Annotated in this window: 23 protein-coding genes; 14 read left to right on the top strand and 9 right to left on the bottom strand. The window is 42.1% G+C overall.

All coding sequences use genetic code 11. From position 1 onward, the window contains the following. Positions 1 to 40 precede the first annotated feature (40 nt). On the bottom strand, positions 41 to 1336 hold the full coding sequence (locus QWT69_RS11755) for a protoglobin domain-containing protein (RefSeq protein ID WP_317965903.1): 1296 nt from the start codon (positions 1334 to 1336) through the stop codon (positions 41 to 43). Positions 1337 to 1393: 57 nt separating this feature from the next. Here QWT69_RS11755 and QWT69_RS11750 point away from each other — a divergent pair, with 57 nt between their 5' ends. The 3 genes from QWT69_RS11750 to QWT69_RS11740 all read left to right on the top strand — a co-directional run bounded on the left by QWT69_RS11750 (position 1394) and on the right by QWT69_RS11740 (position 4893). After that, entirely contained in the window at positions 1394 to 2908 is a 1515-nt protein-coding gene (locus tag QWT69_RS11750; RefSeq protein WP_317965901.1) for a coproporphyrinogen III oxidase, read from the top strand. 135 nt (positions 2909 to 3043) lie between these two features. Continuing rightward, a complete protein-coding gene (locus tag QWT69_RS11745) occupies positions 3044 to 3823 on the top strand; it encodes an enoyl-CoA hydratase (RefSeq protein WP_317965899.1) in 780 nt (259 codons plus the stop codon). A gap of 254 nt (positions 3824 to 4077) precedes the next feature. Continuing rightward, positions 4078 to 4893, top strand: coding sequence for an STAS domain-containing protein (locus tag QWT69_RS11740; RefSeq protein WP_317965897.1), 816 nt, complete (start codon positions 4078 to 4080; stop codon positions 4891 to 4893). A gap of 10 nt (positions 4894 to 4903) precedes the next feature. Here QWT69_RS11740 and mgsA read toward each other — a convergent pair whose 3' ends face one another. Both mgsA and QWT69_RS11730 read right to left on the bottom strand, forming a co-directional pair. Next, entirely contained in the window at positions 4904 to 5293 is a 390-nt protein-coding gene (mgsA, locus tag QWT69_RS11735) for a methylglyoxal synthase (protein WP_317971063.1), read from the bottom strand. Positions 5294 to 5429: 136 nt separating this feature from the next. Further along, positions 5430 to 5615, bottom strand: a complete 186-nt coding sequence (locus QWT69_RS11730; RefSeq protein WP_317965895.1) for a YhzD family protein — start codon at positions 5613 to 5615, stop codon at positions 5430 to 5432. A gap of 165 nt (positions 5616 to 5780) precedes the next feature. Here QWT69_RS11730 and QWT69_RS11725 point away from each other — a divergent pair, with 165 nt between their 5' ends. The 8 genes from QWT69_RS11725 to yhaM all read left to right on the top strand — a co-directional run bounded on the left by QWT69_RS11725 (position 5781) and on the right by yhaM (position 13991). Beyond that, positions 5781 to 5978: a helix-turn-helix transcriptional regulator gene (locus tag QWT69_RS11725; protein WP_317971061.1), complete on the top strand. Its 198-nt coding sequence runs from the start codon at positions 5781 to 5783 to the stop codon at positions 5976 to 5978. A gap of 2 nt (positions 5979 to 5980) precedes the next feature. Further along, positions 5981 to 6292: a DUF2178 domain-containing protein gene (locus QWT69_RS11720; RefSeq protein ID WP_317965893.1), complete on the top strand. Its 312-nt coding sequence runs from the start codon at positions 5981 to 5983 to the stop codon at positions 6290 to 6292. Between the two features lie 19 nt (positions 6293 to 6311). Continuing rightward, positions 6312 to 6614 (top strand): DUF2178 domain-containing protein, encoded by a 303-nt coding sequence (locus tag QWT69_RS11715; RefSeq protein WP_317965891.1) that lies wholly within the window; start codon positions 6312 to 6314, stop codon positions 6612 to 6614. A gap of 60 nt (positions 6615 to 6674) precedes the next feature. After that, positions 6675 to 7574, top strand: coding sequence for an ABC transporter ATP-binding protein (locus QWT69_RS11710; RefSeq protein WP_317965889.1), 900 nt, complete (start codon positions 6675 to 6677; stop codon positions 7572 to 7574). Continuing rightward, positions 7567 to 8817 carry an ABC transporter permease gene (locus QWT69_RS11705; protein ID WP_317965887.1) on the top strand — a complete coding sequence of 417 codons (1251 nt, stop codon included), beginning with the start codon at positions 7567 to 7569 and terminating at the stop codon, positions 8815 to 8817. The genes QWT69_RS11710 and QWT69_RS11705 overlap by 8 nt, the downstream gene beginning before the upstream one ends. 123 nt (positions 8818 to 8940) lie before the next feature. Next, the gene (locus QWT69_RS11700; protein WP_317965885.1) at positions 8941 to 10158 is read left to right on the top strand and encodes a metallophosphoesterase family protein; all 1218 of its coding nucleotides are present in this window, start codon (positions 8941 to 8943) and stop codon (positions 10156 to 10158) included. 9 nt (positions 10159 to 10167) lie between these two features. Continuing rightward, on the top strand, positions 10168 to 13056 hold the full coding sequence (locus QWT69_RS11695; RefSeq protein WP_317965883.1) for an ATP-binding protein: 2889 nt from the start codon (positions 10168 to 10170) through the stop codon (positions 13054 to 13056). Further along, positions 13053 to 13991 (top strand): 3'-5' exoribonuclease YhaM, encoded by a 939-nt coding sequence (gene yhaM, locus QWT69_RS11690; RefSeq protein ID WP_317965882.1) that lies wholly within the window; start codon positions 13053 to 13055, stop codon positions 13989 to 13991. Before QWT69_RS11695 ends, yhaM begins: the two co-directional genes overlap by 4 nt. Before the next feature lie 56 nt (positions 13992 to 14047). Here the strand turns inward: yhaM and QWT69_RS11685 are convergent, their stop codons facing one another. Then, positions 14048 to 14926: a peptidylprolyl isomerase gene (locus tag QWT69_RS11685; protein WP_317965881.1), complete on the bottom strand. Its 879-nt coding sequence runs from the start codon at positions 14924 to 14926 to the stop codon at positions 14048 to 14050. Positions 14927 to 15068: 142 nt separating this feature from the next. On the opposite strand from QWT69_RS11685, the gene QWT69_RS11680 reads away from it, so the two are divergent. After that, on the top strand, positions 15069 to 15167 hold the full coding sequence (locus QWT69_RS11680; RefSeq protein ID WP_191695693.1) for a YjcZ family sporulation protein: 99 nt from the start codon (positions 15069 to 15071) through the stop codon (positions 15165 to 15167). Between the two features lie 59 nt (positions 15168 to 15226). On the opposite strand, the gene QWT69_RS11675 is transcribed toward QWT69_RS11680, so the two are convergent. From QWT69_RS11675 to QWT69_RS11655, 5 genes are all read right to left on the bottom strand, one after another. After that, the gene (locus QWT69_RS11675; protein ID WP_431312282.1) at positions 15227 to 15418 is read right to left on the bottom strand and encodes a hypothetical protein; all 192 of its coding nucleotides are present in this window, start codon (positions 15416 to 15418) and stop codon (positions 15227 to 15229) included. 53 nt (positions 15419 to 15471) lie between these two features. Then, positions 15472 to 16065, bottom strand: a complete 594-nt coding sequence (locus QWT69_RS11670) for an HTH-type transcriptional regulator Hpr (RefSeq protein WP_317965877.1) — start codon at positions 16063 to 16065, stop codon at positions 15472 to 15474. A 369-nt stretch (positions 16066 to 16434) separates the two neighbouring features. After that, positions 16435 to 16797: a YtxH domain-containing protein gene (locus tag QWT69_RS11665; protein WP_317965875.1), complete on the bottom strand. Its 363-nt coding sequence runs from the start codon at positions 16795 to 16797 to the stop codon at positions 16435 to 16437. 116 nt (positions 16798 to 16913) lie between these two features. Beyond that, entirely contained in the window at positions 16914 to 17438 is a 525-nt protein-coding gene (locus tag QWT69_RS11660; RefSeq protein ID WP_317965873.1) for a tryptophan transporter, read from the bottom strand. A gap of 116 nt (positions 17439 to 17554) precedes the next feature. Beyond that, on the bottom strand, positions 17555 to 17977 hold the full coding sequence (locus tag QWT69_RS11655) for an HIT family protein (protein ID WP_317965871.1): 423 nt from the start codon (positions 17975 to 17977) through the stop codon (positions 17555 to 17557). Between the two features lie 154 nt (positions 17978 to 18131). On the opposite strand from QWT69_RS11655, the gene QWT69_RS11650 reads away from it, so the two are divergent. Further along, positions 18132 to 18881 carry an ABC transporter ATP-binding protein gene (locus QWT69_RS11650; protein ID WP_317971057.1) on the top strand — a complete coding sequence of 250 codons (750 nt, stop codon included), beginning with the start codon at positions 18132 to 18134 and terminating at the stop codon, positions 18879 to 18881. Next, positions 18865 to 20064 carry an ABC transporter permease gene (locus QWT69_RS11645; RefSeq protein WP_317965869.1) on the top strand — a complete coding sequence of 400 codons (1200 nt, stop codon included), beginning with the start codon at positions 18865 to 18867 and terminating at the stop codon, positions 20062 to 20064. The genes QWT69_RS11650 and QWT69_RS11645 overlap by 17 nt, the downstream gene beginning before the upstream one ends. The last annotated feature ends 9 nt before the right edge of the window (positions 20065 to 20073 follow it).

Here is a 20073-nt window from a genome sequence, read left to right as displayed (position 1 = left end):
TGAGATTAGTTTACAGCCTCTTTTATGAATGTGTAATTCATTACATTTCAGATAGAGCATGTGCTGAAGCACTAATTTCCTCCGTACTTTGTTGGAAGGATTTCACGGAGTTGAATATTTTTTCAACATCGTCATGAAGTTTGATATTCCTAGCTTGCATCGTCGTCATCGATTCAACAATAGAAGCGAAAGAATTGCTAGATAAGGAAATCTGTTCATGTTCTTTGTCGACTAGCGTACGCAGTTCACTGACTTCTTTAACAATCAGATTCGTTTTCTTTTCCGTCTCATCTAAAATGACTCCGATTTCTTCAACGGATGCCTTCGTATTCGCTGCCAGTTTTCCGACTTCACCCGCTACGACAGCAAAACCTTTTCCGTGTTCACCTGCACGCGCTGCTTCGATGGAAGCATTTAACGAAAGTAAATTCGTCTGGTTTGCAATATCTGTGACGATATGAGCAATCGAAGAAATTCTTACTGTCAATGCTTTTAGCTCTTCCGCACGAACATGGATTGAATCCATGTTTGATTGGATTTCCTCGGATTGGCTCTCTGTTTTTTGCAGGGCATCGTGTTCTTGCTTGGAGGCACTCGAGATTTCATCTGCCAAAACCGTATTATCATCTGCAAGACTGTGTAATGTCTCCAGAACTTGAGTCATGTCGTGTACATCATTGTTTGTCTTGTCGATGACTTCATATAAAACCTGCGAGCTTTGTTGGATTTCCTCCATAAGCGCAGTAGTCTTTTCATTTTCATCGATCAGTTGCTGCTCGGTTTCCTGTTCATAGACTTCCAGTACAAGCTGTTGTTCAAAATTCAAGATTTTTGCGATGCTATTAATGGCAATCACTTTATCTGTTCCGTTCATTTGTGTCGTTTCGATAACTGCAAAAAAACTGTTTAACAAATCTTGGAATGCTGATAGATACCATTTTGGTTCAAGTCCTATACGTGCATGAATAATTGCGATACGATGACGAGTGTCGATATAATTTCGGTCAATCTGTCCGTCAAACATTTCGGAAATATGCTTTTCTAATGTGATTTGAAGACGTTCAATTGTACTGTTTTTTGTAATAATCTTTTTTAAAGATTCTTCATTTTCGAGATTTATGTAGAAGTTTGCTACAATAGACTTCGCATTCGTTTTGACTTCGGGAATGAGAACGCGAAGTATCGCTAAGTCATTTTCTGTAATATCGATCATCGCCAATTGGGTTTTAATATCGTTTGGTAAATCGGCTGCGATGCTGACATTTTGCAACTCCTGTTTTGCCCGTTCTTGCAAGGATGTTGCTGTTAGATTTTTTTTCTTTGTAAATAAAGCCAAAGTATTTCCTCCTAAATAGTAGTGTAGAAAAGTTCATTGATGAAAGTTGGAGTGTCTATGCAAAAAATCTTTATACCCGGCCAATTTGAACAAGATTGGGTCCGTATGTTCACCCATTTAGCCAATCTTTTTTTTGAACAGTCCAAAATTGTAGTAGAAGATCAAAAGGATGCGCTCACAATAGAAATGAATGTAAGAAAAGACTCAGGGAATGTACTATTGGCAAATGCACAATTGGTATATGCCAGTACGGTTTACGAAGCGTCTTTTAGTGAGAAAGAACTGTTGGATGCTCCAGAAATAGAGCAATCCCGACAACTGAAAAGGGTTTATTCCCATGTGTTCCTTGAGGTACTGGAACAATTTACGGATACAAAGCAGTCATGGGGTATCCTCACTGGAATTCGTCCTATGAAACTCTATCATAAGTATCGGCAACTTGGGTATGATTCTGAAGGGATAACAGAACTTTTAATGAAAAATCATCGAATTTCCAAGGAAAAAGCTGATTTGTTGGCTACGATCGAGCAAGTCCAGTTGCAGGCAATTCCTGATTTACATAACATCCAAGAAGAAGTAAGTATTTATATTGGTATTCCATTTTGTCCGACAAAATGTGCGTATTGCACATTTCCAGCTTATGCGATTCATCGGAAGAATGGCAGGGTAGAGTCGTTTCTGGACGGCCTACATGAAGAAATCAGGGAAATCGGAAAGTGGCTAACAAAACGGGATAAGAAGATCACGACAATTTACTTCGGGGGCGGGACACCAACTTCAATTGAAGCTGAGGAAATGGATGCGCTGTATAACACCATGTATGAGTCGTTCCCTTATATGAAGGAAGTACGTGAGGTGACCGTCGAAGCGGGTCGTCCAGATACAATCACACCTGAGAAAATCGACGTGTTGAAAAAGTGGGACATTGATCGAATTAGCGTAAATCCTCAATCGTATACAGACGAAACGTTGAAGGCGATAGGCAGACATCATTCGGTCCAGGAAACAGTCGATAAGTTCTGGCTGTCGAGAAATATGGGCATGAAAAACATTAATATGGATCTTATTATCGGTTTGCCGAATGAAGGCTTGCATGAATTTCAACATTCCTTAAACGAGACGGAGAAGATGCAACCTGAATCGCTCACTGTCCATACACTTTCTTTTAAAACAGCTTCTGAAATGACGAGAAACAAAGATAAATACAAAGTGGCAGGCAGGGAAACGGCTGAACAAATGATGCAGCTAGGCGAGCAGTGGACGAAAGAGAACGGGTATATGCCTTATTATTTGTACCGTCAAAAGAATATTTTAGGCAATCTTGAAAATGTCGGTTATGCCAAGCCGGGAGAAGAAAGTCTTTACAATATTATCATCATGGAAGAAGTGCAATCTATTATTGGTCTTGGCTGTGGCGCTTCCAGTAAATTCATGGATCCCGTCACAGGCAAGCTTACACAGTTCCAAAATCCGAAAGACCCGGCTGCCTATATACTTACTTTCGAGGAATATATCGACAAGAAAATCGAGCATCTTGAAAAAATATTCCCAGAAGTGGTGCAGATAGACTGAAGCTTAATCGTTTGAATGACTCCCCGGCGGGAAACTCTGCCGGGTTTTTTCTTTTAATTTGAAAGAAGGAGTTCCTAATCTTTTCCCGAATAAGTATAAGTGAATGGTTATTCATTATTGAAGGGATGGGGTTGTATGTATTCAACTATTGAGCTTAAGAAAGAAGGTCGACTCGCAAGGTTGACATTAAATAGACCTGAATCGATGAACGCGATGGACGATGTCATGATGAAAGAACTTGCCGATGCTTTTGAGTCTTTGAAAACAGAGGCAGATGTACAAGTGTTGATAATCCAAGGTGCAGGACGCGCATTTTCCGCCGGCGGGGATATTAAGAAGATGGTTGACCCCGAAACGCCGATGGATATAAGCACAGTGATGATCGATGTATCAAGGCTTGCAAAGGCTTTATATGAGTTGCCGCAGATTACAATCGCTTCCATCCACGGGGCGGCGGCTGGACTAGGATTCAGTGTAGCCCTCGGGTGTGATGTGATCCTTGCTGAAGAGAATAGTAAACTTGCGATGAATTTCATTGGCATCGGCCTTATTCCTGACGGGGCGGGTCATTTCTTCTTAAAAGAGCGTATAGGTGTGCCATTGGCAAAGCAACTTATCTGGTCAGGCGAAGTACTGCCGGGTCCAGTTGCCAAAGAAAAAGGGCTAGTGGATGAGCTTGTACCTGAAGGACAAGTTGCTCAAGCTTCCGAGATGCTTGCACAGAAACTTTTACAATCACCGATTGCAGCGATGCTCGCAACGAAGAAAATATTGCATGCACAGAAAATCGATGAATTGGAAAGTGTTTTGCGTTTGGAAAGTGAGCAGCAAGTTGCCATGCGTAATACGCAGGATCATATGGAAGGAATCTCTTCTTTCGTTCAAAAGCGTAAACCGACATTTACAGGTAAATGAAAGTAAAAATGCAGCGGCTTGAGAACTAGGGGAGAAAAAAGTAAACAGCGGTGTAAGAGGTGACGAAATTCACATATGAATTTATGTCACCTTTTTTGTTGTCATAATAGTTCATACGTAATTGGAATTCGCACGAGAGTTCAATAGCGTTATATTTCGTGGAATTTTTTGAATAGTATTTTGTCTTTGAGGTTTGAAAAGATGATAAATAGGAAATGTAAATAGGTGGGAAGAAAAATCTAGGGGGGACTTAGATGCAATATATTTTTGAAGACCAAGAAATTAATGATTTTATGAACGAACACAAACTGGATTTTGAAAACCATTTGTTGAACGAGGCGGTAACCGTCAGGGAGAAAATCGATGAGATTCTTGATATCGGGAATATCGACCTCATTAATAATGCACATAGACTTGTCTATTATGTGTTGGAAGGAAAAGAAGAGGAATTACACGCTTTTGCAAAACAAGAAGGAATTTCTTGGGCTACGTATTCGCTCACATTATCATTAAAGCTCGAGTGGGTTCAGGCGATAAGACGTACATTATGGGTGTTCATCCAACGATATATGGAAGGAAATAAAAAGACAATCAACTTCTTTTCTTTGGAAAAGCATGTGAATAATTATATTGATCTTTTTTTGAATGCTTTCTTCATCAATTATTCGACTTATAAAGAGTCTTTGCTCACTGCGCAAAAAAAACTAGTGCAAAATCTTTCAGTACCAATCATTCCAATTACATCGACGATTTGTATTCTACCTATTATTGGAGCGGTGGACTATTTTCGGGCTAAAATCATGGAAGAGAAAGTTCTTCAAGAAATCAGCCGGCTACATATTCAGACGATGCTTATGGACTTGTCGGGCATCGCTGACATGGAGACAGAAGTTATTGATCAGCTGATGAGTATCATTGAAGGTTCAGAAATGATGGGATGCAAGACCGTCATTACAGGTTTAAGGCCGGATGTAGTCAGAAGCATGATGAGGTTAGGTGTCAGTTTTAATGCGAGGACAAAAACATTCGGTACATTACAGCAAGCGCTAGGTGTTCATTTGCTGAACTGAAAAAAAGAACTCAATCCTTCAGCGGATTGGGTTCTTTTGTTTTGTATTTAGCAGCTGTATCCCGCCAAGAGAAATAGCCTTTTTCGATGGCGAGTACGAGCAGTTCAGCCGAGGCAATATTCGTGGCGAGCGGTATTCCGTACACGTCACATAGACGCAACAGTGCACTTACATCTGGTTCATGCGGTTGCGCTGTTAAGGGATCACGGAAAAACAAAATCAGATCCAAATCACCTGTTGCAATCATCGAACCGATTTGCTGGTCGCCTCCCAAAGGCCCGGACATCATCCGGTTGACAACCAATCCTGTCTCGTCAATAATACGCTGCCCGGTTGTACCGGTAGCAAACAGATTGTATTTCGTGAAAATATGTTTATATGCGATTGTAAAGTTGACCATTTCATCTTTTTTCTTATCATGTGCAATGAGTGCGATATTCAATAGAGCACCTCCGTGAAGTATGTAGCAGCTAGCTATAGTTTAGCACTACTGATGAATACAGCAAAAATGATAAGCATTTCTTCTTCAAACAGTGTCAGATGTGAAATAAGAGAAGCTTTCCGGCAGGTGAAGTCAATCGGTGCGTTTGTTCAAGCAGATTTTGCTCTTCCAATAATGTCTGCCCTTTTTCTTTTGCGGCGTCATCTGTTTCGGCTGTGAACGTTTCTTCTGTAATTAGTTTCCCCGTCTTTTCGTAAGCTGTCAGTTTATAAGTTCTCATCAATTTCATCCTCCCATTCTTTTTTCCAGTATACTATGAATTCCATTCCAATGAATAGCAATTCATTTTTTTTGAATAAAAGATGTAAAGTTTCCTTGACAATGAACATATAGTAAAGTAACCTTTACGTAAAGCGACCTTTACACTGAAAGGGGGAGCATTTAACTGAATAACTTGATTAAGGAAATGCGGACGGCCATGGGGTTAACGCAAGATGATTTGGCGGAGAAGCTGGAAGTGTCCAGACAGACGATTATTTCATTGGAAAAAGGCCGATACAACCCATCATTAATATTGGCTTTCAAAATTGCTAAACTTTTTAATTGTCGCATTGAAGATGTCTTTCAACCGGAGGAGGTATAAGCATGTACGAAGGATTTAATATTTGGACGTTTCTTTCTGGACTACCACTTGGATTGGCTATTTGGGCAATTGTTTACTATTTTGTATGGAAAAAAGGGAAACAAGAGCGATTGTTTGATGAACGCTATCGAAATATTCATAGACATGCCAGAGCCATCTCTTGGAAGGTGATGACTGGAGCTATATTAATCGCTTGGGTTATCGTCATGATTGTGGAAGGGCCGGGCTTGGCTTTCTTTGTCCTCACGGCGCTCTGGGTCACACATATGATGTCATGGCTTTTTGGCGCGATGATTGCAAATAGAGAACACTAAATAGATAGGGGGAGAAAAAATGGTTCCGACGCTAGAAAGTCTGGCAGGCTTTATTGTAGGGGCAGGCGTTACTTTATTAATTGCTTTCCTCTATTTTAAAAAAGGAGAAAAGGAACGCCGTTTTGATGAACGATACGAACAAGTGAATGCAAAAGCGATTAAATTGTCTTGGGTGACAACACTCATCGTTCTACTGATTATGTGGCTTGGCGTATTAATTTATGAAGGGGCCAAGATTGCTTTCTTGCTGTCAGTTTCAGCATATGGCGTGTTACTGATTTCCTATGGAGCGGCCCTCTTTTTTTACAATCGAAAAGTATAGTGAAACCAACGAGTCGTTGAATCGTAATAAAGAATAGTAGTTTAAGAAAGGGGAATTCACGTGGCTTTACAACTTAAACATGTAACGAAAAGATTTGGGGATTTTACCGCTGTTGATGATTTAACACTAACAGTAGAGAAAGGCATGATGTACGGTTTCCTTGGCGCCAATGGGGCGGGAAAGACAACGACGTTCCGGATGATTTTAGGACTGTTGAATGCGAATGAAGGACAGATTACATGGAACGGAAAAACAATCGCCTATTCAACAAGTCCTGAAATCGGCTATTTGCCCGAAGAGCGGGGTCTGTATCCCAAAATGAAAGTGGAAGAGCAACTTATCTTCTTAGGTGAGTTAAGAGGCATGAGCAAAGCAGATGCCAAGAAAGCGATCGGGTATTGGTTGGAGCGTTTTGAAGTACCGCAATATACGTCCAAGAAAGTAGAAGAATTGTCTAAAGGGAATCAGCAAAAAATACAGGTTATTGCAGCGCTGATGCATGATCCGAAACTACTTATCCTAGACGAACCATTTTCCGGACTCGATCCTGTGAACGTGGAAATGCTGAAGAAAGCGATTTTGGATTTTCGGAACAAAGGAGCAACGATTCTATTTTCAAGTCACCGTATGGATCATGTGGAAGAGTTGTGTGAACAATTGAGCATCATGCATCATGGCAAACAAATTGTCAGCGGTTCACTCAGAGAAGTGAAGAGATCTTTCGGAAGGCAGAATGTCCGTATCCGATCTGATTATGAGCTTGCGGGCCTTGATCATATTGGAGGCGTACTCCATGCAAACCATTCCGTCGAAGGTGCGGTATTCCAGATTGATGACGAATCCGTAGCGGCACAATTATTGGCGAGCGCACTGGAAATGGGGCCGATTCGTCATTTTGAGATTGAAGAGCCTTCATTGCAAGATATCTTCATTGCAAAGGTAGGGACAGAACATGCGTGAATTCTGGATTATTTTCAAACATGCGTTTTTATCGAAAGCAAAAACGAAGTCATTTGTCATTACAACTGCGATTATGATTGCGGGGATATTCTTATTCGCAAACATTTCTAAAATAATCGACACCGTCCAAACGATGACAGGAGGTGGAGATGACGAGCAAGTCCTATATGTTGTGGATGAAAGCGGTCAGCTGGCAGATAGACTAACCTTACAATTGAGTGGTATGAAAGTGGAGCAGTCTAGCGAGTCAAAGGAAGCGCTCATTGAAAAATTGACAAGCGAAGAAATCGACTCTGTCTTAACATTGGCAGTCGATTCACAAGGAGTAATTGAAGCTGAATATACGACGATGAGCCTAATGGATTTTGCCATTCCTATGCAAATTCAGGAAGCGCTGCAATCTATCCAAACGGAGATGAAAGCAGAGGAGCTGTCTTTGAATGGTGAACAAGTCCAAACGTTATTCACCCCGATACAGTTCGAGCAGAAGAATGTTTCGCCTTCTGCAAAATCGGAAGACGAATTGAATCAGGCCCGCGTGCTGGTTTATGTATTAATGTTCGTCATTTATCTGTCTGTCATCATGTATTCAAGCATGATTGCAATGGATGTGGCGAATGAAAAATCTTCAAGAGTCATGGAAATTCTTATTTCAAGCGTCTCACCGGTGAAGCATATGTTTGCGAAAGTACTTGGCATCGGATCGCTCGGAATTGTGCAGATTCTCATCTATGGGCTTGCTGGATTCGTCGCTTTGAAAACGTCTGCCACAGAAGTTCCAGGAGGATTCGGCGATTTCTTCAGCTTTTCAGACCTGAATGTTGGGACACTTATTTATGCGGCAGTGTTCTTCTTGCTCGGTTATTTCCTCTATGCAACACTTGCTGCTCTACTCGGCTCACTTGTCAGCCGTGTGGAAGATGTTCAGCAAATGATTATGCCGATGACATTGCTTATCGTAGCTGCTTTCATCATTGCTATGACCGGACTTGGAAATCCTGAAATTGGCTATTTGAAATATGCATCCTACTTCCCGTTCTTTGCACCACTAGTCATGTTTTTACGTGTGGGTATGCTCGATTTACCGATGTGGGAACCATTGTTGTCAATCGCAATCATGCTTGTAACCATCTTCGTACTTGGTTGGTTCGGCGCACGTGTCTACAAAGGGGGAGTTCTCATGTACGGACCATCCCGTTCGCTAAAGGATATTAAAAAAGCAATTCAATTAGGGAAAGAATGAATAGAACCGCTTCGCAACCCGTAAAACGGTCGGCGAAGCGGTTTTCTATTTTTGTTTCGTGTTTCGGATACTCTATGGTAAAATTAGAACAAATATTCGTTTTCTTGAATGGAGGTTCTTATCTTGTCATCGATCCGTTTCATACATACTGCCGATCTGCATCTCGATAGCCCCTTTAAAGGAATTACAGGCTTGCCTGCCGCCAGATTGAACGAATTGAGGAATAGTACATTTGCAGCTTTTGATCGTTTGATTGATTATGCAGTAAAGACTGTACCTGACTTTTTAGTGATAGTCGGAGACTTGTACGACGGAGAAGACCGCAGTCTACGAGCACAATTAAAATTCCAAAAAGGAATGGAACGCCTGCATGAAGCAGCGATTCCAGTCTTCATAACTTACGGGAATCATGATCATTTAGGGGGGAGCTGGACGCGATTCGAGCTGCCGCCGAACGTACATGAATTTACGGAGGAAATCGGGGAAGTAAAGTTATCTGTGAGAGGCCAGGAAATTGTTCTACATGGATTCAGCTATCCACAGCGTCATGTGCGCCAAGAGATGATCAGCGGGTTTCCTGTTGCAACCGACCGGGAGGCGATCCATATCGGGCTGCTGCACGGCAGTCAGGCAGGTAACGAATCACACGCCGTCTATTCGCCGTTTACGCTCGGAGAATTGCAATCCAAACGGTATGATTATTGGGCGCTTGGCCATATCCATGAGCGCCAGCAACTGTCAGATTCACCACCTATTATTTATCCGGGAAATATCCAAGGGCGTCATCGTAATGAGCAAGGGAAAAAGGGGTTTTACGAAGTTGAACTGTCAAAAACACATACGGAATTGACGTTCATTTCGACGAATGTCATTCTTTTTACTTCGTTAAACGTTTCTTGCGCATCAATCCGTCATGCGAATCGGTTATTAGAAACATGCCGGGAAGCAATTGAAACATTCGTATCCGAAAATGGTCCATCTATTATTAACTTGGAAATCCGCTTGGATGCGGAAACGGCAACCCTTTACGATGAGGTAAGTGATGAAATATGGTTGGAAGGTTTGCGTGAATTGTTGGAAGGGCATGAGCAATTTGTTTGGGTGCAACGATTGAAGGCAGTCAATCCGTCACGTGAAAACCAAACAGACAATATGCTGATTGGGGCTGTAACGGCTCAAATGACTAATTGGACGACAGATGAATGGGCTGACGTGCTAGGGGATTTGTATACACATATTCGTGCCTCCCGCTATTTGGATACACAAACAGCTGAAAGTTTCCGAAGCTTACAGGAACGCTCTGAAAAATTACTACTACAAGAACTCGCTTCTTTGAAATGAGGTGAACAAATGAAGATCAAAAAACTCGATATCTATGGATTCGGCAAGCATGAAAATAAGACAATCGACTTCAGTGAAAATGTTAACGTCATATACGGACGTAATGAAGCGGGCAAGACGACGATTCAACAATTCATTCTGCAAATCCTGTTCGGTTTCCCTCAGAAAAACAGTACGCAATTGCGTTATGAACCTAAATCTGGAGGCAAATATGGCGGTCGCATCTATATAGATGACGCCATTTATGGTGATTGCATGATTGAGCGCGTTCGCGGGAAGTCGTCCGGTGAAGTGACTGTCCAATTTGAAGACGGCACGCAAGGCGGGGAAGAAGCGTTGAATACTATTGTCAGGCAGTATGATCGGGCGTCATTTGAATCGGTCTTTTCTTTTTCAGTCCTTCAGTTGCAGGGGTTCGAAAAGATGGATGAAACCGAGTTGAGCCGCACGCTTCTCGCATCAGGGACAACGGGCATCGATTCCCTGATGCAACTGGAGAAGAAAATGGAGAAGGAAGCCGGCGATTTATTTAAAAAGTCAGGTCGGGTGCCTGAGATGAATGTGCTTCTTCAACAGTTGAAAGAGCTTGAAGACGATTTGAAAAAAGAACGAGATAGGCTGTCCTCCTATTCACCAAAAGTCAGACGGATTAGCGAAATAGAAAAGCAGTGGGTAGATGGTAAGAAACAGCATGAACAGTTGCGCACCGATAACCGGCAACTGGGTGCACAACTTCAATCGCTTCCTTTGTATAGACGAAAAAAAATACTGATGGACAAACTTGCTGATGTACACAAAGACCGTTTCCCGGCTGAAGGAGTGAGACGGTATGAGACGGCACATAGCAGATTGACCGAAACGGAAGTGAAGTTGCGTGGACTTAAAGAGGAAATACGCTCGATTCGCGACCGGCTAGAAAAGGATGACGATGTAAATCGGCTGTCTGAAATGCAAAGATTGCTAGCACGGGAACCAGAGTGGCATGAATGGCACGCGGGTGTGAATACACTCAATGACAATCTGCGTCAATTCACCGCGAAAAAGCTTCGGTTGCTGGACAGGTTGGGATTAACAGAGGCCGAGGAAATCTTGGCAGGTGACGTTTCCATTCATAAGGAAGAGCAATTGTATGAACACCTCCAGAAACTAACTGAAATGGATCAACAGCTTGGTTATGTCGACCGGCAGCTATCTGAAGTGGAGCATGAACGGAAAGACTTGATGTTGCAGCAGCAAGCTCTACAGGAAAAGGCTCCCTCGCCATCTGAGGAGAAGCAAATTGAAGAGTGGCCAAAAAATCGGGGGAGACTCGCTGAGGCACGCGTTTATGTGAACACTCGTCAAAAGAATGCAACAAGCGGAAATGCGATGGTTGCCCTTTTACTCCTTGTGGCAGCAATCGGAACAGTTGTATTCGGTTTGACTGAGAAACAATGGGTAGTTGTCATTTTTGGTTTGTTCATTGCAGCGGGAGCCGCTTTTTTGATAACGGGGAAGCGCAATCACACTGGGGGATCGATGCACGAAGACATGCAACGGATTATCGAAGAATTCGGCGGAAAAGAACAGCAGATGGAGCGACTAGTAGAGAATATGCACGCCTACCGTTCGAATCAAAGCCGTTTGCGTGGGTCGATTGCCACTAACGATCGGAAAATGGTGCAATTAGAAAGTGAGTACGAAGCGATTGCACGTGAAAAGGAAGTATTGGAAAACAAGTTACAGAACCTCTTCCTTGGTTATGGACTTGCTAAGATTCCAAATACCGGCATCTTGCATGAGTTTTTCGGAATGGCTCGTTCAGTGCAAGAAACGGAACGCGAGCTACTTCATTCACAAGAGCAACTACGGATGTTGAAGAATCAGATAGCTGCACGAACGGAAAAGATTGAGTCGGTAGTTGGGAACGATGGACCTGAACATACGTTGTATGAGCGTTTAAGAGCAGCATACATGACGCTGCGTTCTACAGAACAGATGCAGGCCGGACTCTCTGAACGATTGGAAGTAATACTTGTCGAGAAGAAGGAAGCGGACGAACTGGTAGCTGCTTACAGCAAACAAATCGAAGAGTTATTCCATGAAGCAGGTGTGCAATCAGAGGGACACTATTACGAAGCACAAAAAAACGTTGAACGAACATTGCTACTGAAGAGTCAATTAGAGGATTGTGAAGCCCAACTCGCAAATGTCCGTATTATTGACAAGTTTGCAGACGTTACAGAAGAAGAACTGAAAATAGCGATGTCGGACAATGATGAGCAGATTGTACAACTCGAAAAGGAACTGGATCTGCTGATTGAAGAAAAATCCTCTTTAAAGGCAGAGACGGAAAAATTGTTGACGGACGAAGTGTATCAAACGAAGCAACAATACTTTGAAATGAAAAAAGCGGAATTTGCTGAACTCGCTGATCGATGGGCAGTTAGACAGGCGATTGTACAGGCCATCAATGGAATGATGAAAGAATTGAAAGACCGCAAATTGCCGGAAGTGCTTGAACAGGCGGAAAATCTTTTTTCTGAATTGACTGCTGGGGTATATGTCGGGCTGGAAATCACAGAAAATGGCTTGTTCCGCGCAGTGGCAAATGACGGAACGCGTTATCCCATTATTGAACTGAGCCAGGCAACGAAAGAGCAGGCTTATATCTCATTGCGCCTCTCTTTGGCGATCGCTATGGAAAAGACGGCACCTTTCCCGATACTGATGGATGACCCGTTCGTGCACTTCGACGGGGAGCGTCTACAAAGAATGCTGACTATTGTCGGACAGTTAAGCGAGAAACATCAGTTCATCTACATGACTTGCCATGATAAGATAAGAGAAGAGTGGACAACTGCTAGAATTATAAACGTTTCCGCAATCGGGAACGACAAGGGGGCGATAGCTACATGAAAAAATTAATGGACTATCAAGTCGGAGAGCCAGTCGATCTGTTTCTACTTATCAAACAATCGACAAAAGGGATCACGCAGCAAGGGAGCCCTTTCATGTCGCTCATTTTGCAAGACAAGAGCGGCGATATCGAATCGAAACTCTGGGATACCGGAGAAGAGCATGAAAAGCTGTATGGGGCTTCGACAATTGTGAAAGTCGGCGGAGAATTACATGAATACCGTGGCAAAAACCAATTGCGCATTAAAAGTATCCGTCCTGTAAAAGAAGACGAAGGCATTTCGATTTCAGACTTGGTTCCTTCTGCGGAAAAAAGCAAAGAAGTTCTTTATGAAGAATTGCTGCAATATTTCTTTGAGATGAAAAATCCGCATATCCAGCGGATTACCCGTCATTTATTAAAAAAACACCAAGCTGCATTTCTTGTATATCCCGCAGCGACACGGAATCATCATGACTATGTATCAGGATTGATCGATCACGTTGTATCCATGCTGAAGCTCGGAAAAGCGATCGCAGAACTTTATCCAACATTGAATAAAGACCTTCTATATGCTGGAATCATCCTGCATGACGTTGGTAAAGTGATTGAGCTTTCTGGTCCTGTCGGTACACAATATACAATCGAAGGGAATCTACTTGGCCATATTACAATCATGGTGAATGAAATTTCAAAAGCCGCAGATGAATTGGAGATTACCGGCGAAGAAGTAATGCTTCTGCAGCATATGGTTCTTTCTCATCATGGCAAAGAAGAATGGGGCAGCCCGAAACGTCCGATGCTCATGGAAGCTGAAGTGCTCCACTATATCGATAATATTGATGCGAAGATGAATATGCTCAATCGCGCGTTAGCCAAAACGGAGAAAGGTGAATTTAGCGAACGGATTTTTCCGCTCGAAAACCGCTCGTTTTACAAACCGAATTTGGAATAGGAAAAAGCTGCCGAACGTTGGGATTCCCGATGTTCGGCAGCTTTTTATTCGTATGCTTATTTTGCGTCTTTCTCTTCAGCTACCGGTAAATACAAATCCAATACATGTTTGAATTCGTCCGCTTTAATATCGACGTCAGCCGCTTTGATCAATTCTTGGAGTTTTGCCTCAAACTGAACGCGTTTTAAACCTTCTTCGATTTCTGCTTTCATCTCATCTTCTGTTTTGTCTGTTTCTGCTTTACGTGTTTCAAGCAGCTCGATGATGTGATAGCCGTAGCTTGTCTTTACAGGTTGGCTCAGTTCACCTTTTTCAAGCGTGTAAGCAGCATCTTCAAATTCAGATAGCATTTTACCTGGGCCGAACCAGCCTAAATCTCCACCTGTCTGTTCAGCGACAGGCTCAGTAGAATACTCTTTTGCAAGCGCTTCGAAATCGCCGCCATCTTCAATCTTTTGACGTACTTCGTTGGCAGTTTTTTCATCTGCGACTACGATGTGACGTGCATGTACTTCAGTCTTAGCCCGTTCAAGACCTGTTTTAACATCTTCATCAGAGATTTCCAATGACTCAACAAGTTTCTTTTGAAGCATCTGTGACTTCACGTTTTTATCAAAGAAAGCTTCTGTAATGCCTTGCTGTTGCAAGTACATATCGAAGTTTTCACCAAGACCCTCTTTTTGCTTCTTCACTTCTTCTTCCACGTCTTTATCGGACAATTTATATTCATTTTCCAATGCTTGTTGGAGTAACAGGTTCTCCATAACTTGGGTACCGATTGCATCTTTCATTTCGGTATATAGATCTTCTTTCGTGATGTTTCCGACTTTAGTTGTGGCAATGACTTCATCATCGGCCGCTTTTTGATCATTACTGCATGCACCAAGCGCTAAAACGGAAGCCGCCAAGCTCATGGCCAGGACTGTTTTTTTCATAAAATATCTCTCCTAACTTTAATGTGCAACATTTGATACTATAACATAAAAACGATTTACTGACAAAAAGGTTCCTTCTTTCGGATAGCCTAAAACACTTTACGTAATTTGCATACCATACAAAGAGAGAGGAGGTGCTCCTATGAGTGGATATAGCCACGGGCAAGGTTCTTCTGGATTCGCGTTGATTGTTGTATTGTTCATTCTTTTGATCATCGTCGGAGCTGCATACCTGTACTAAAATAAAAAAAGTCCGACAGCCTATTAATAGGGCGTGTCGGGCTTTTCCTATTTTCTACATTACACTTTCAATAGTACTTCTAGATATAATGACAAAATCAAGATCGTGACTAGGATGTTAACCGTACGATATATTTTAGGTTGCTTCTCTTCAGGAATTTCGCGTGATTGACATAACGCAAATGTCATTTTATTTATCTGGAATAAATAAAACAATGAAAATATGATTGTGACAATAAGGATCAAATCCATTCCTCCTCTTTAACGCTTATTTGTATCATATCAAACTACATACCGAAATGACATTATTTTTCTTCGGCAGGTTGAAGTTCAATCGTGTTTTTTCTATTGGTTACGTCGGATTCACTATCCTTCTCAACAAATGTTGTATCTATACTTTGGAAGCCTCGTTCGAAAATCTCCATGAAATCCTCTCCATAAATATTACGTATGACCGACATCACTTCCAGAAACTCCGGAAACTTTCCATAGATTCCTTTAATGGGGAGTGAGCCTTCGAGGATGCCATGACTGGAATCATAGTAGTTCTCATTCATATCTTCCAATAACAAGCGGCCTTCTTCTGTCACAGAGACATATGTGTTGCGGCGGTCGTCTTCTTTTTTAAAGAAGCTCAAATAACCTCGCTCTTCAAGCTTTTTGGAAAAGTTGAAAGCGGTAGAGACATGCATGACACCAAATTTAGCAACGTCCGAAATTGTTGCACCTTGCAGGTGGTAGGCAATCCATAAAATATGATGCTCATTAATATTCAAATCATAAGGTTTTATCCATTGCTGCCAATCCTTTTCAACCGCTTTCCATAACGCCTTCGACATTTGCGCAAGGCGTTGGCTATAGATCATTGCTTCTTTTGGGGAGAACTTTTGCTCAGTCATTGTATACCTCCAAAAATCAAATAGTTAGTCTTTTTAATTATAGCAGGAAAGTTTCAAATAAAAAAGTTGGAATTGCAAAAATATTATATTCAGAACGAAAATGAGAAATTGATAGCCTTTTGCGTTCTTAGCGTGGGGGAATTCGAATGCGTTGAGATTGCTGGGAAATAGGTGAGGCGTGTGCGCCCGTAAACAATCCACTTGCGCCCGTAAACAGTCGTGGTGCGCCCGTAAACGCCCTCGCCGCGCTCGTAAACAGTCCGCGCACGCCCATAAACCAACGGCAGTCACACACACAACTCCAACTAAGTTCCACTAACACAAAAAGCGGAGGATATAATTATCCTCCGCCAAGCATTTATCCGTTATTTACTTTTGTTGTGCGGCGATTGACTGTTCGAGCTCTGCAAGAGAGTTTTGGATTGCGGAAATCTCTTTTTCAAGTCGTTCTTTGTTCTTTTCAGTAGAGAGTTTCCATTGTTCAATAGAGCCTTTAACATCTTCGATTGCTTCAGGGACAATTTCTCTCGCTTCTTTTGACATATGAGTAATGGAATCTTTCAGTTCTGCAATTTTCCCTTTAACATCGTTCATTTTATACTTCAAGTCCGTTGAAGCTGACTTGACAGAAGAGCGTATTTCACGCCCTGATTGAGGAGTTGAAAATAGGACTGTGACAGCCGCGGTGACGGATCCTGTAATAAGTCCGAAAACAAAGTTTGATGCTTTCATAGAAGACACTCCTTTCATTTTCAATAGTATTCCTTTACATAGTTTAATTAAAACATGGCAACACGTTCTGGGCAAATGAAAAAAGCTTCACTCATTGTGAGTGAAGCTTTTGAAAGTTAATTTGATAATGCAGTTTCGAATGAAGTTCTCTTCAACAATCCGATGACGACCGGATAGATGATAAAGAATGCTATGCCGTTCATAACAACCGCCGGTAAAACGACAGTGACGAATAGTAGACTGAACGGGATATTTGCACCAATTACATAAATCGCAATGGACAGGAATATCGTTCCTGACAATACAGTTCCTAGGCAAGTGACGATTGTGGAGACAGCTAGATGTTGTGTTGTTTTCTTTAGCAGCAAAATCACTGCAAAAACGACGAATGCTGTGATGAACTTGTCGACGATATTCGGTATGAAGCCACCGGGGAAACTTGTGAAAATTCCGGATAACACACCTGTCGTCACACCAAGCAAAAATACACTGCGCACATCGGGGAATAAAAAGATCCCGATGAACATCATCGTCAACATGAAGTCTGGCTTCATGCCTTCACCATAACCTGGAATTACTAAATACAACGCTGCGCCGATGGATACTAACAATGCCATCAACATAAGATTTTTCGTATTCATTTCTCATCTCTCCTCAACTGGGCTCATTTTTTTGGTCCTCCTGACGTATCCTCGTGATCGTCAGCGAAAACTTAATAGAAGTATACACATGATTTTAAGAACTTACAAGCGTTACATTATCCCATTTTTGCGCGAAGCTGATCAGCCATTTCCTTAAGGCGTTCTTTTGGGAATTGTTCTACTTTCGGATTCCAATTCGAGCTGAATCCATCCGTCTCGTCGTAACGCGGGATAAAATGCATATGGAAATGGAATACCGCCTGGCCTGCAGGGGCACCATTGTTCTGCAACAGGTTCAATCCTGCGGGAGTAAACGTTTCTTTTAAGACATTTGCAAGTTTCGGAGCGACAGAAAACAAATGACTCGCTTCCTCTTCGGTCATTTCAAAAAGATTTTCCCGGTGATTTTTCGGGATTAATAAAACATGACCTTCTGTGACAGGCATAACGTCCATAAACGCCAGGACATGCTCATCTTCGTAAATTTTCTCGCTTGGAATCGAACCTTCAATAATTTGACAAAAGATACATGCTGTCATTTCTCTTCATCCTTTCCAGTTGATCATCGCCGTGAAATACGCGATTGATTCATTAATAAGGCAAGTGTAGCATATTTTCAGTTAATGTATGAAAGTTGGACAAAGCATTTCGGATTAATGTTTGGTAAAATGGAAACATGAATGGGGGATGGCTATGGCAATTCTAGAAGTGAACGATGTGACGGGTGGTTATACGCGAAAGCCTGTATTACATGGACTAACATTTGAAATCGGCCAAAATGAACTTGTCGGTTTGATTGGATTAAATGGAGCGGGAAAAAGTACGACGATCAAACATATTATCGGATTGATGAATCCACATCAAGGTACCATTAAAATCGAAGGTGTCACTTTCAGTGAGAACCCAGAAGCTTATCGGAAGGCATTCTCTTACATTCCTGAAACACCGATTTTATATGAAGAGCTAACGTTGCGGGAGCATTTGGAGCTTACAGCGATGGCTTATGGATTGGACAAGGATATATTCGAAGCAAGATCGGCGGCTTTATTGAAGGAATTTATGATGGAAAAGAGATTGAATTGGTTTCCATCGCATTTTTCAAAAGGCATGCGTCAAAAAGTAATGATCATGTGTGCGTTTCTTGTGGAGCCTTCCTTATACATTATCGATGAACCTTTTGTAGGTCTTGACCCAATCGGGATTCGTTCGTTGCTCGAACAGATTGAAGAAAGAAAAGCGAATGGCGCATCTGTCCTAATGTCTACACATGTATTGCCGACAGCAGAGAAGTATTGCGACCGGATTATTGTCCTTCATGAAGGAAGAGTGCGTGCGCAAGGAACGATGGATGACTTGCGTAAAGCGTTTAACCTTCCGGATGCGACATTGGACGAGCTGTATATTTCGATGACTGAGGAACGTGACTATGAACAGCATGCGTGAAATCTGGGGCAGTCGATTCGGGCATTATATGACCGAACTGCAAAAATATATGAAGTTTGTCTTCACAGGACATTTAGCGATTGTCCTGCTGTTCACAATCGGTGCTGGTGGCTATGCATACAGTGAATGGCTAAAAGAAGTGCCGGCTGATTTCCCTTCAGCTCTATTGACGGCACTCGTAATTGGAGTGGCTTTGGCATTTGGAACTCCAGTTACATTATTGAAGCCTGCGGATATCGTTTTCTTCCTCCCAATGGAAGGGAAACTCAAACAATATTTGACGAGATCGTTACGTTACTCGTTCTTTTCTCAGATACCGCTACCATTTTTACTGTTCATCGTGGCGGCACCTTTATTAGCTGCAACAGACGTTGCTGCAAAACCGCAGATTTACTTGACTGCAATCGTCATTCTGCTTGTGAAGTGGCTGTATGTCGAGCTCGACTATCATTATCGCCATGCAAATGACGGCAATGGCGTTTGGAAAGACCGGGTTATCCGTTTTTTACTTGGTGCCTTAATTGTTTATGTAACGCTTGCAAGTAATCCGCTGTTTATTCCCATCATTGGTGTAATCATCGTAGTCTATTATTTGTATTGGAAGAAAAAAAGTGCTGAAAAACCGTTTCCTTATGAACATTTCATTATGTTGGAACAGAATCGGATGATGCGATTTTACCGTTTCGCGAATTATTTTACAGACGTGCCTCATCTGAAAGGTTCAGTGAGCAGACGAGCCTGGCTCGGTTTTCTTATGCAGTCAGCAAAGTTTGGCAAGACGGTACCCCAGTATTATTTGTTAAGAAGGACGTTAATTCGAACGGACGATATTTTTTGGCTGTGGGTAAGGTTGACGGTGTTATCGGTCGTAGGCATCACACTTATTCCGTTTCCGATTGTCATTTATATTTTCAGCGGGGCGTTAGCGTTTGCGACGTCGATTCAACTCGTTTATGCGTTGCAAGCAGGCAATGATTTCAGGATGGACAATCTATTCCCGGAAGCGATGGATACAAGAGCACCGGCTATACGTAAAACCGTTCGTGTGTTCCAACTTGTACAAGCTGCAGCAGTATTTTTGGCAGCGGTTATTGTTATAGGAATCTCTGTAACGCCTCTCCTCGTGACGGCGGTAGTGCTAATTGTGTCAGAAGTGACAATTCGTTTCTCCAACAAGAAATAAAAATAGAAT

This window comes from Sporosarcina oncorhynchi (assembly GCF_033304615.1).
Taxonomy (GTDB): Bacteria; Bacillota; Bacilli; order Bacillales_A; family Planococcaceae; genus Sporosarcina; species Sporosarcina oncorhynchi.
Note: the sequence above shows the minus strand (reverse complement) of the source record. Positions and strands in the feature narration are given on the sequence as shown.

What these genes read in the sequence shown, in the direction of transcription:
- QWT69_RS11750 (WP_317965901.1), top strand. Translation starts at nt 1,394, where the DNA reads ATGCAAAAAATCTTTATACCCGGCCAATTTGAACAAGATTGGGTCCGT.
- QWT69_RS11745 (WP_317965899.1), top strand. Translation starts at nt 3,044, where the DNA reads ATGTATTCAACTATTGAGCTTAAGAAAGAAGGTCGACTCGCAAGGTTG.
- QWT69_RS11740 (WP_317965897.1), top strand. Translation starts at nt 4,078, where the DNA reads ATGCAATATATTTTTGAAGACCAAGAAATTAATGATTTTATGAACGAA.
- mgsA (WP_317971063.1), bottom strand. Translation starts at nt 5,293, where the DNA reads ATGGTCAACTTTACAATCGCATATAAACATATTTTCACGAAATACAAT.
- QWT69_RS11730 (WP_317965895.1), bottom strand. Translation starts at nt 5,615, where the DNA reads ATGAGAACTTATAAACTGACAGCTTACGAAAAGACGGGGAAACTAATT.
- QWT69_RS11720 (WP_317965893.1), top strand. Translation starts at nt 5,981, where the DNA reads ATGTACGAAGGATTTAATATTTGGACGTTTCTTTCTGGACTACCACTT.
- QWT69_RS11715 (WP_317965891.1), top strand. Translation starts at nt 6,312, where the DNA reads ATGGTTCCGACGCTAGAAAGTCTGGCAGGCTTTATTGTAGGGGCAGGC.
- QWT69_RS11705 (WP_317965887.1), top strand. Translation starts at nt 7,567, where the DNA reads ATGCGTGAATTCTGGATTATTTTCAAACATGCGTTTTTATCGAAAGCA.
- QWT69_RS11695 (WP_317965883.1), top strand. Translation starts at nt 10,168, where the DNA reads ATGAAGATCAAAAAACTCGATATCTATGGATTCGGCAAGCATGAAAAT.
- yhaM (WP_317965882.1), top strand. Translation starts at nt 13,053, where the DNA reads ATGAAAAAATTAATGGACTATCAAGTCGGAGAGCCAGTCGATCTGTTT.
- QWT69_RS11685 (WP_317965881.1), bottom strand. Translation starts at nt 14,926, where the DNA reads ATGAAAAAAACAGTCCTGGCCATGAGCTTGGCGGCTTCCGTTTTAGCG.
- QWT69_RS11680 (WP_191695693.1), top strand. Translation starts at nt 15,069, where the DNA reads ATGAGTGGATATAGCCACGGGCAAGGTTCTTCTGGATTCGCGTTGATT.
- QWT69_RS11675 (WP_431312282.1), bottom strand. Translation starts at nt 15,418, where the DNA reads ATGGATTTGATCCTTATTGTCACAATCATATTTTCATTGTTTTATTTA.
- QWT69_RS11670 (WP_317965877.1), bottom strand. Translation starts at nt 16,065, where the DNA reads ATGACTGAGCAAAAGTTCTCCCCAAAAGAAGCAATGATCTATAGCCAA.
- QWT69_RS11665 (WP_317965875.1), bottom strand. Translation starts at nt 16,797, where the DNA reads ATGAAAGCATCAAACTTTGTTTTCGGACTTATTACAGGATCCGTCACC.
- QWT69_RS11660 (WP_317965873.1), bottom strand. Translation starts at nt 17,438, where the DNA reads ATGAATACGAAAAATCTTATGTTGATGGCATTGTTAGTATCCATCGGC.
- QWT69_RS11655 (WP_317965871.1), bottom strand. Translation starts at nt 17,977, where the DNA reads ATGACAGCATGTATCTTTTGTCAAATTATTGAAGGTTCGATTCCAAGC.
- QWT69_RS11650 (WP_317971057.1), top strand. Translation starts at nt 18,132, where the DNA reads ATGGCAATTCTAGAAGTGAACGATGTGACGGGTGGTTATACGCGAAAG.
- QWT69_RS11645 (WP_317965869.1), top strand. Translation starts at nt 18,865, where the DNA reads ATGAACAGCATGCGTGAAATCTGGGGCAGTCGATTCGGGCATTATATG.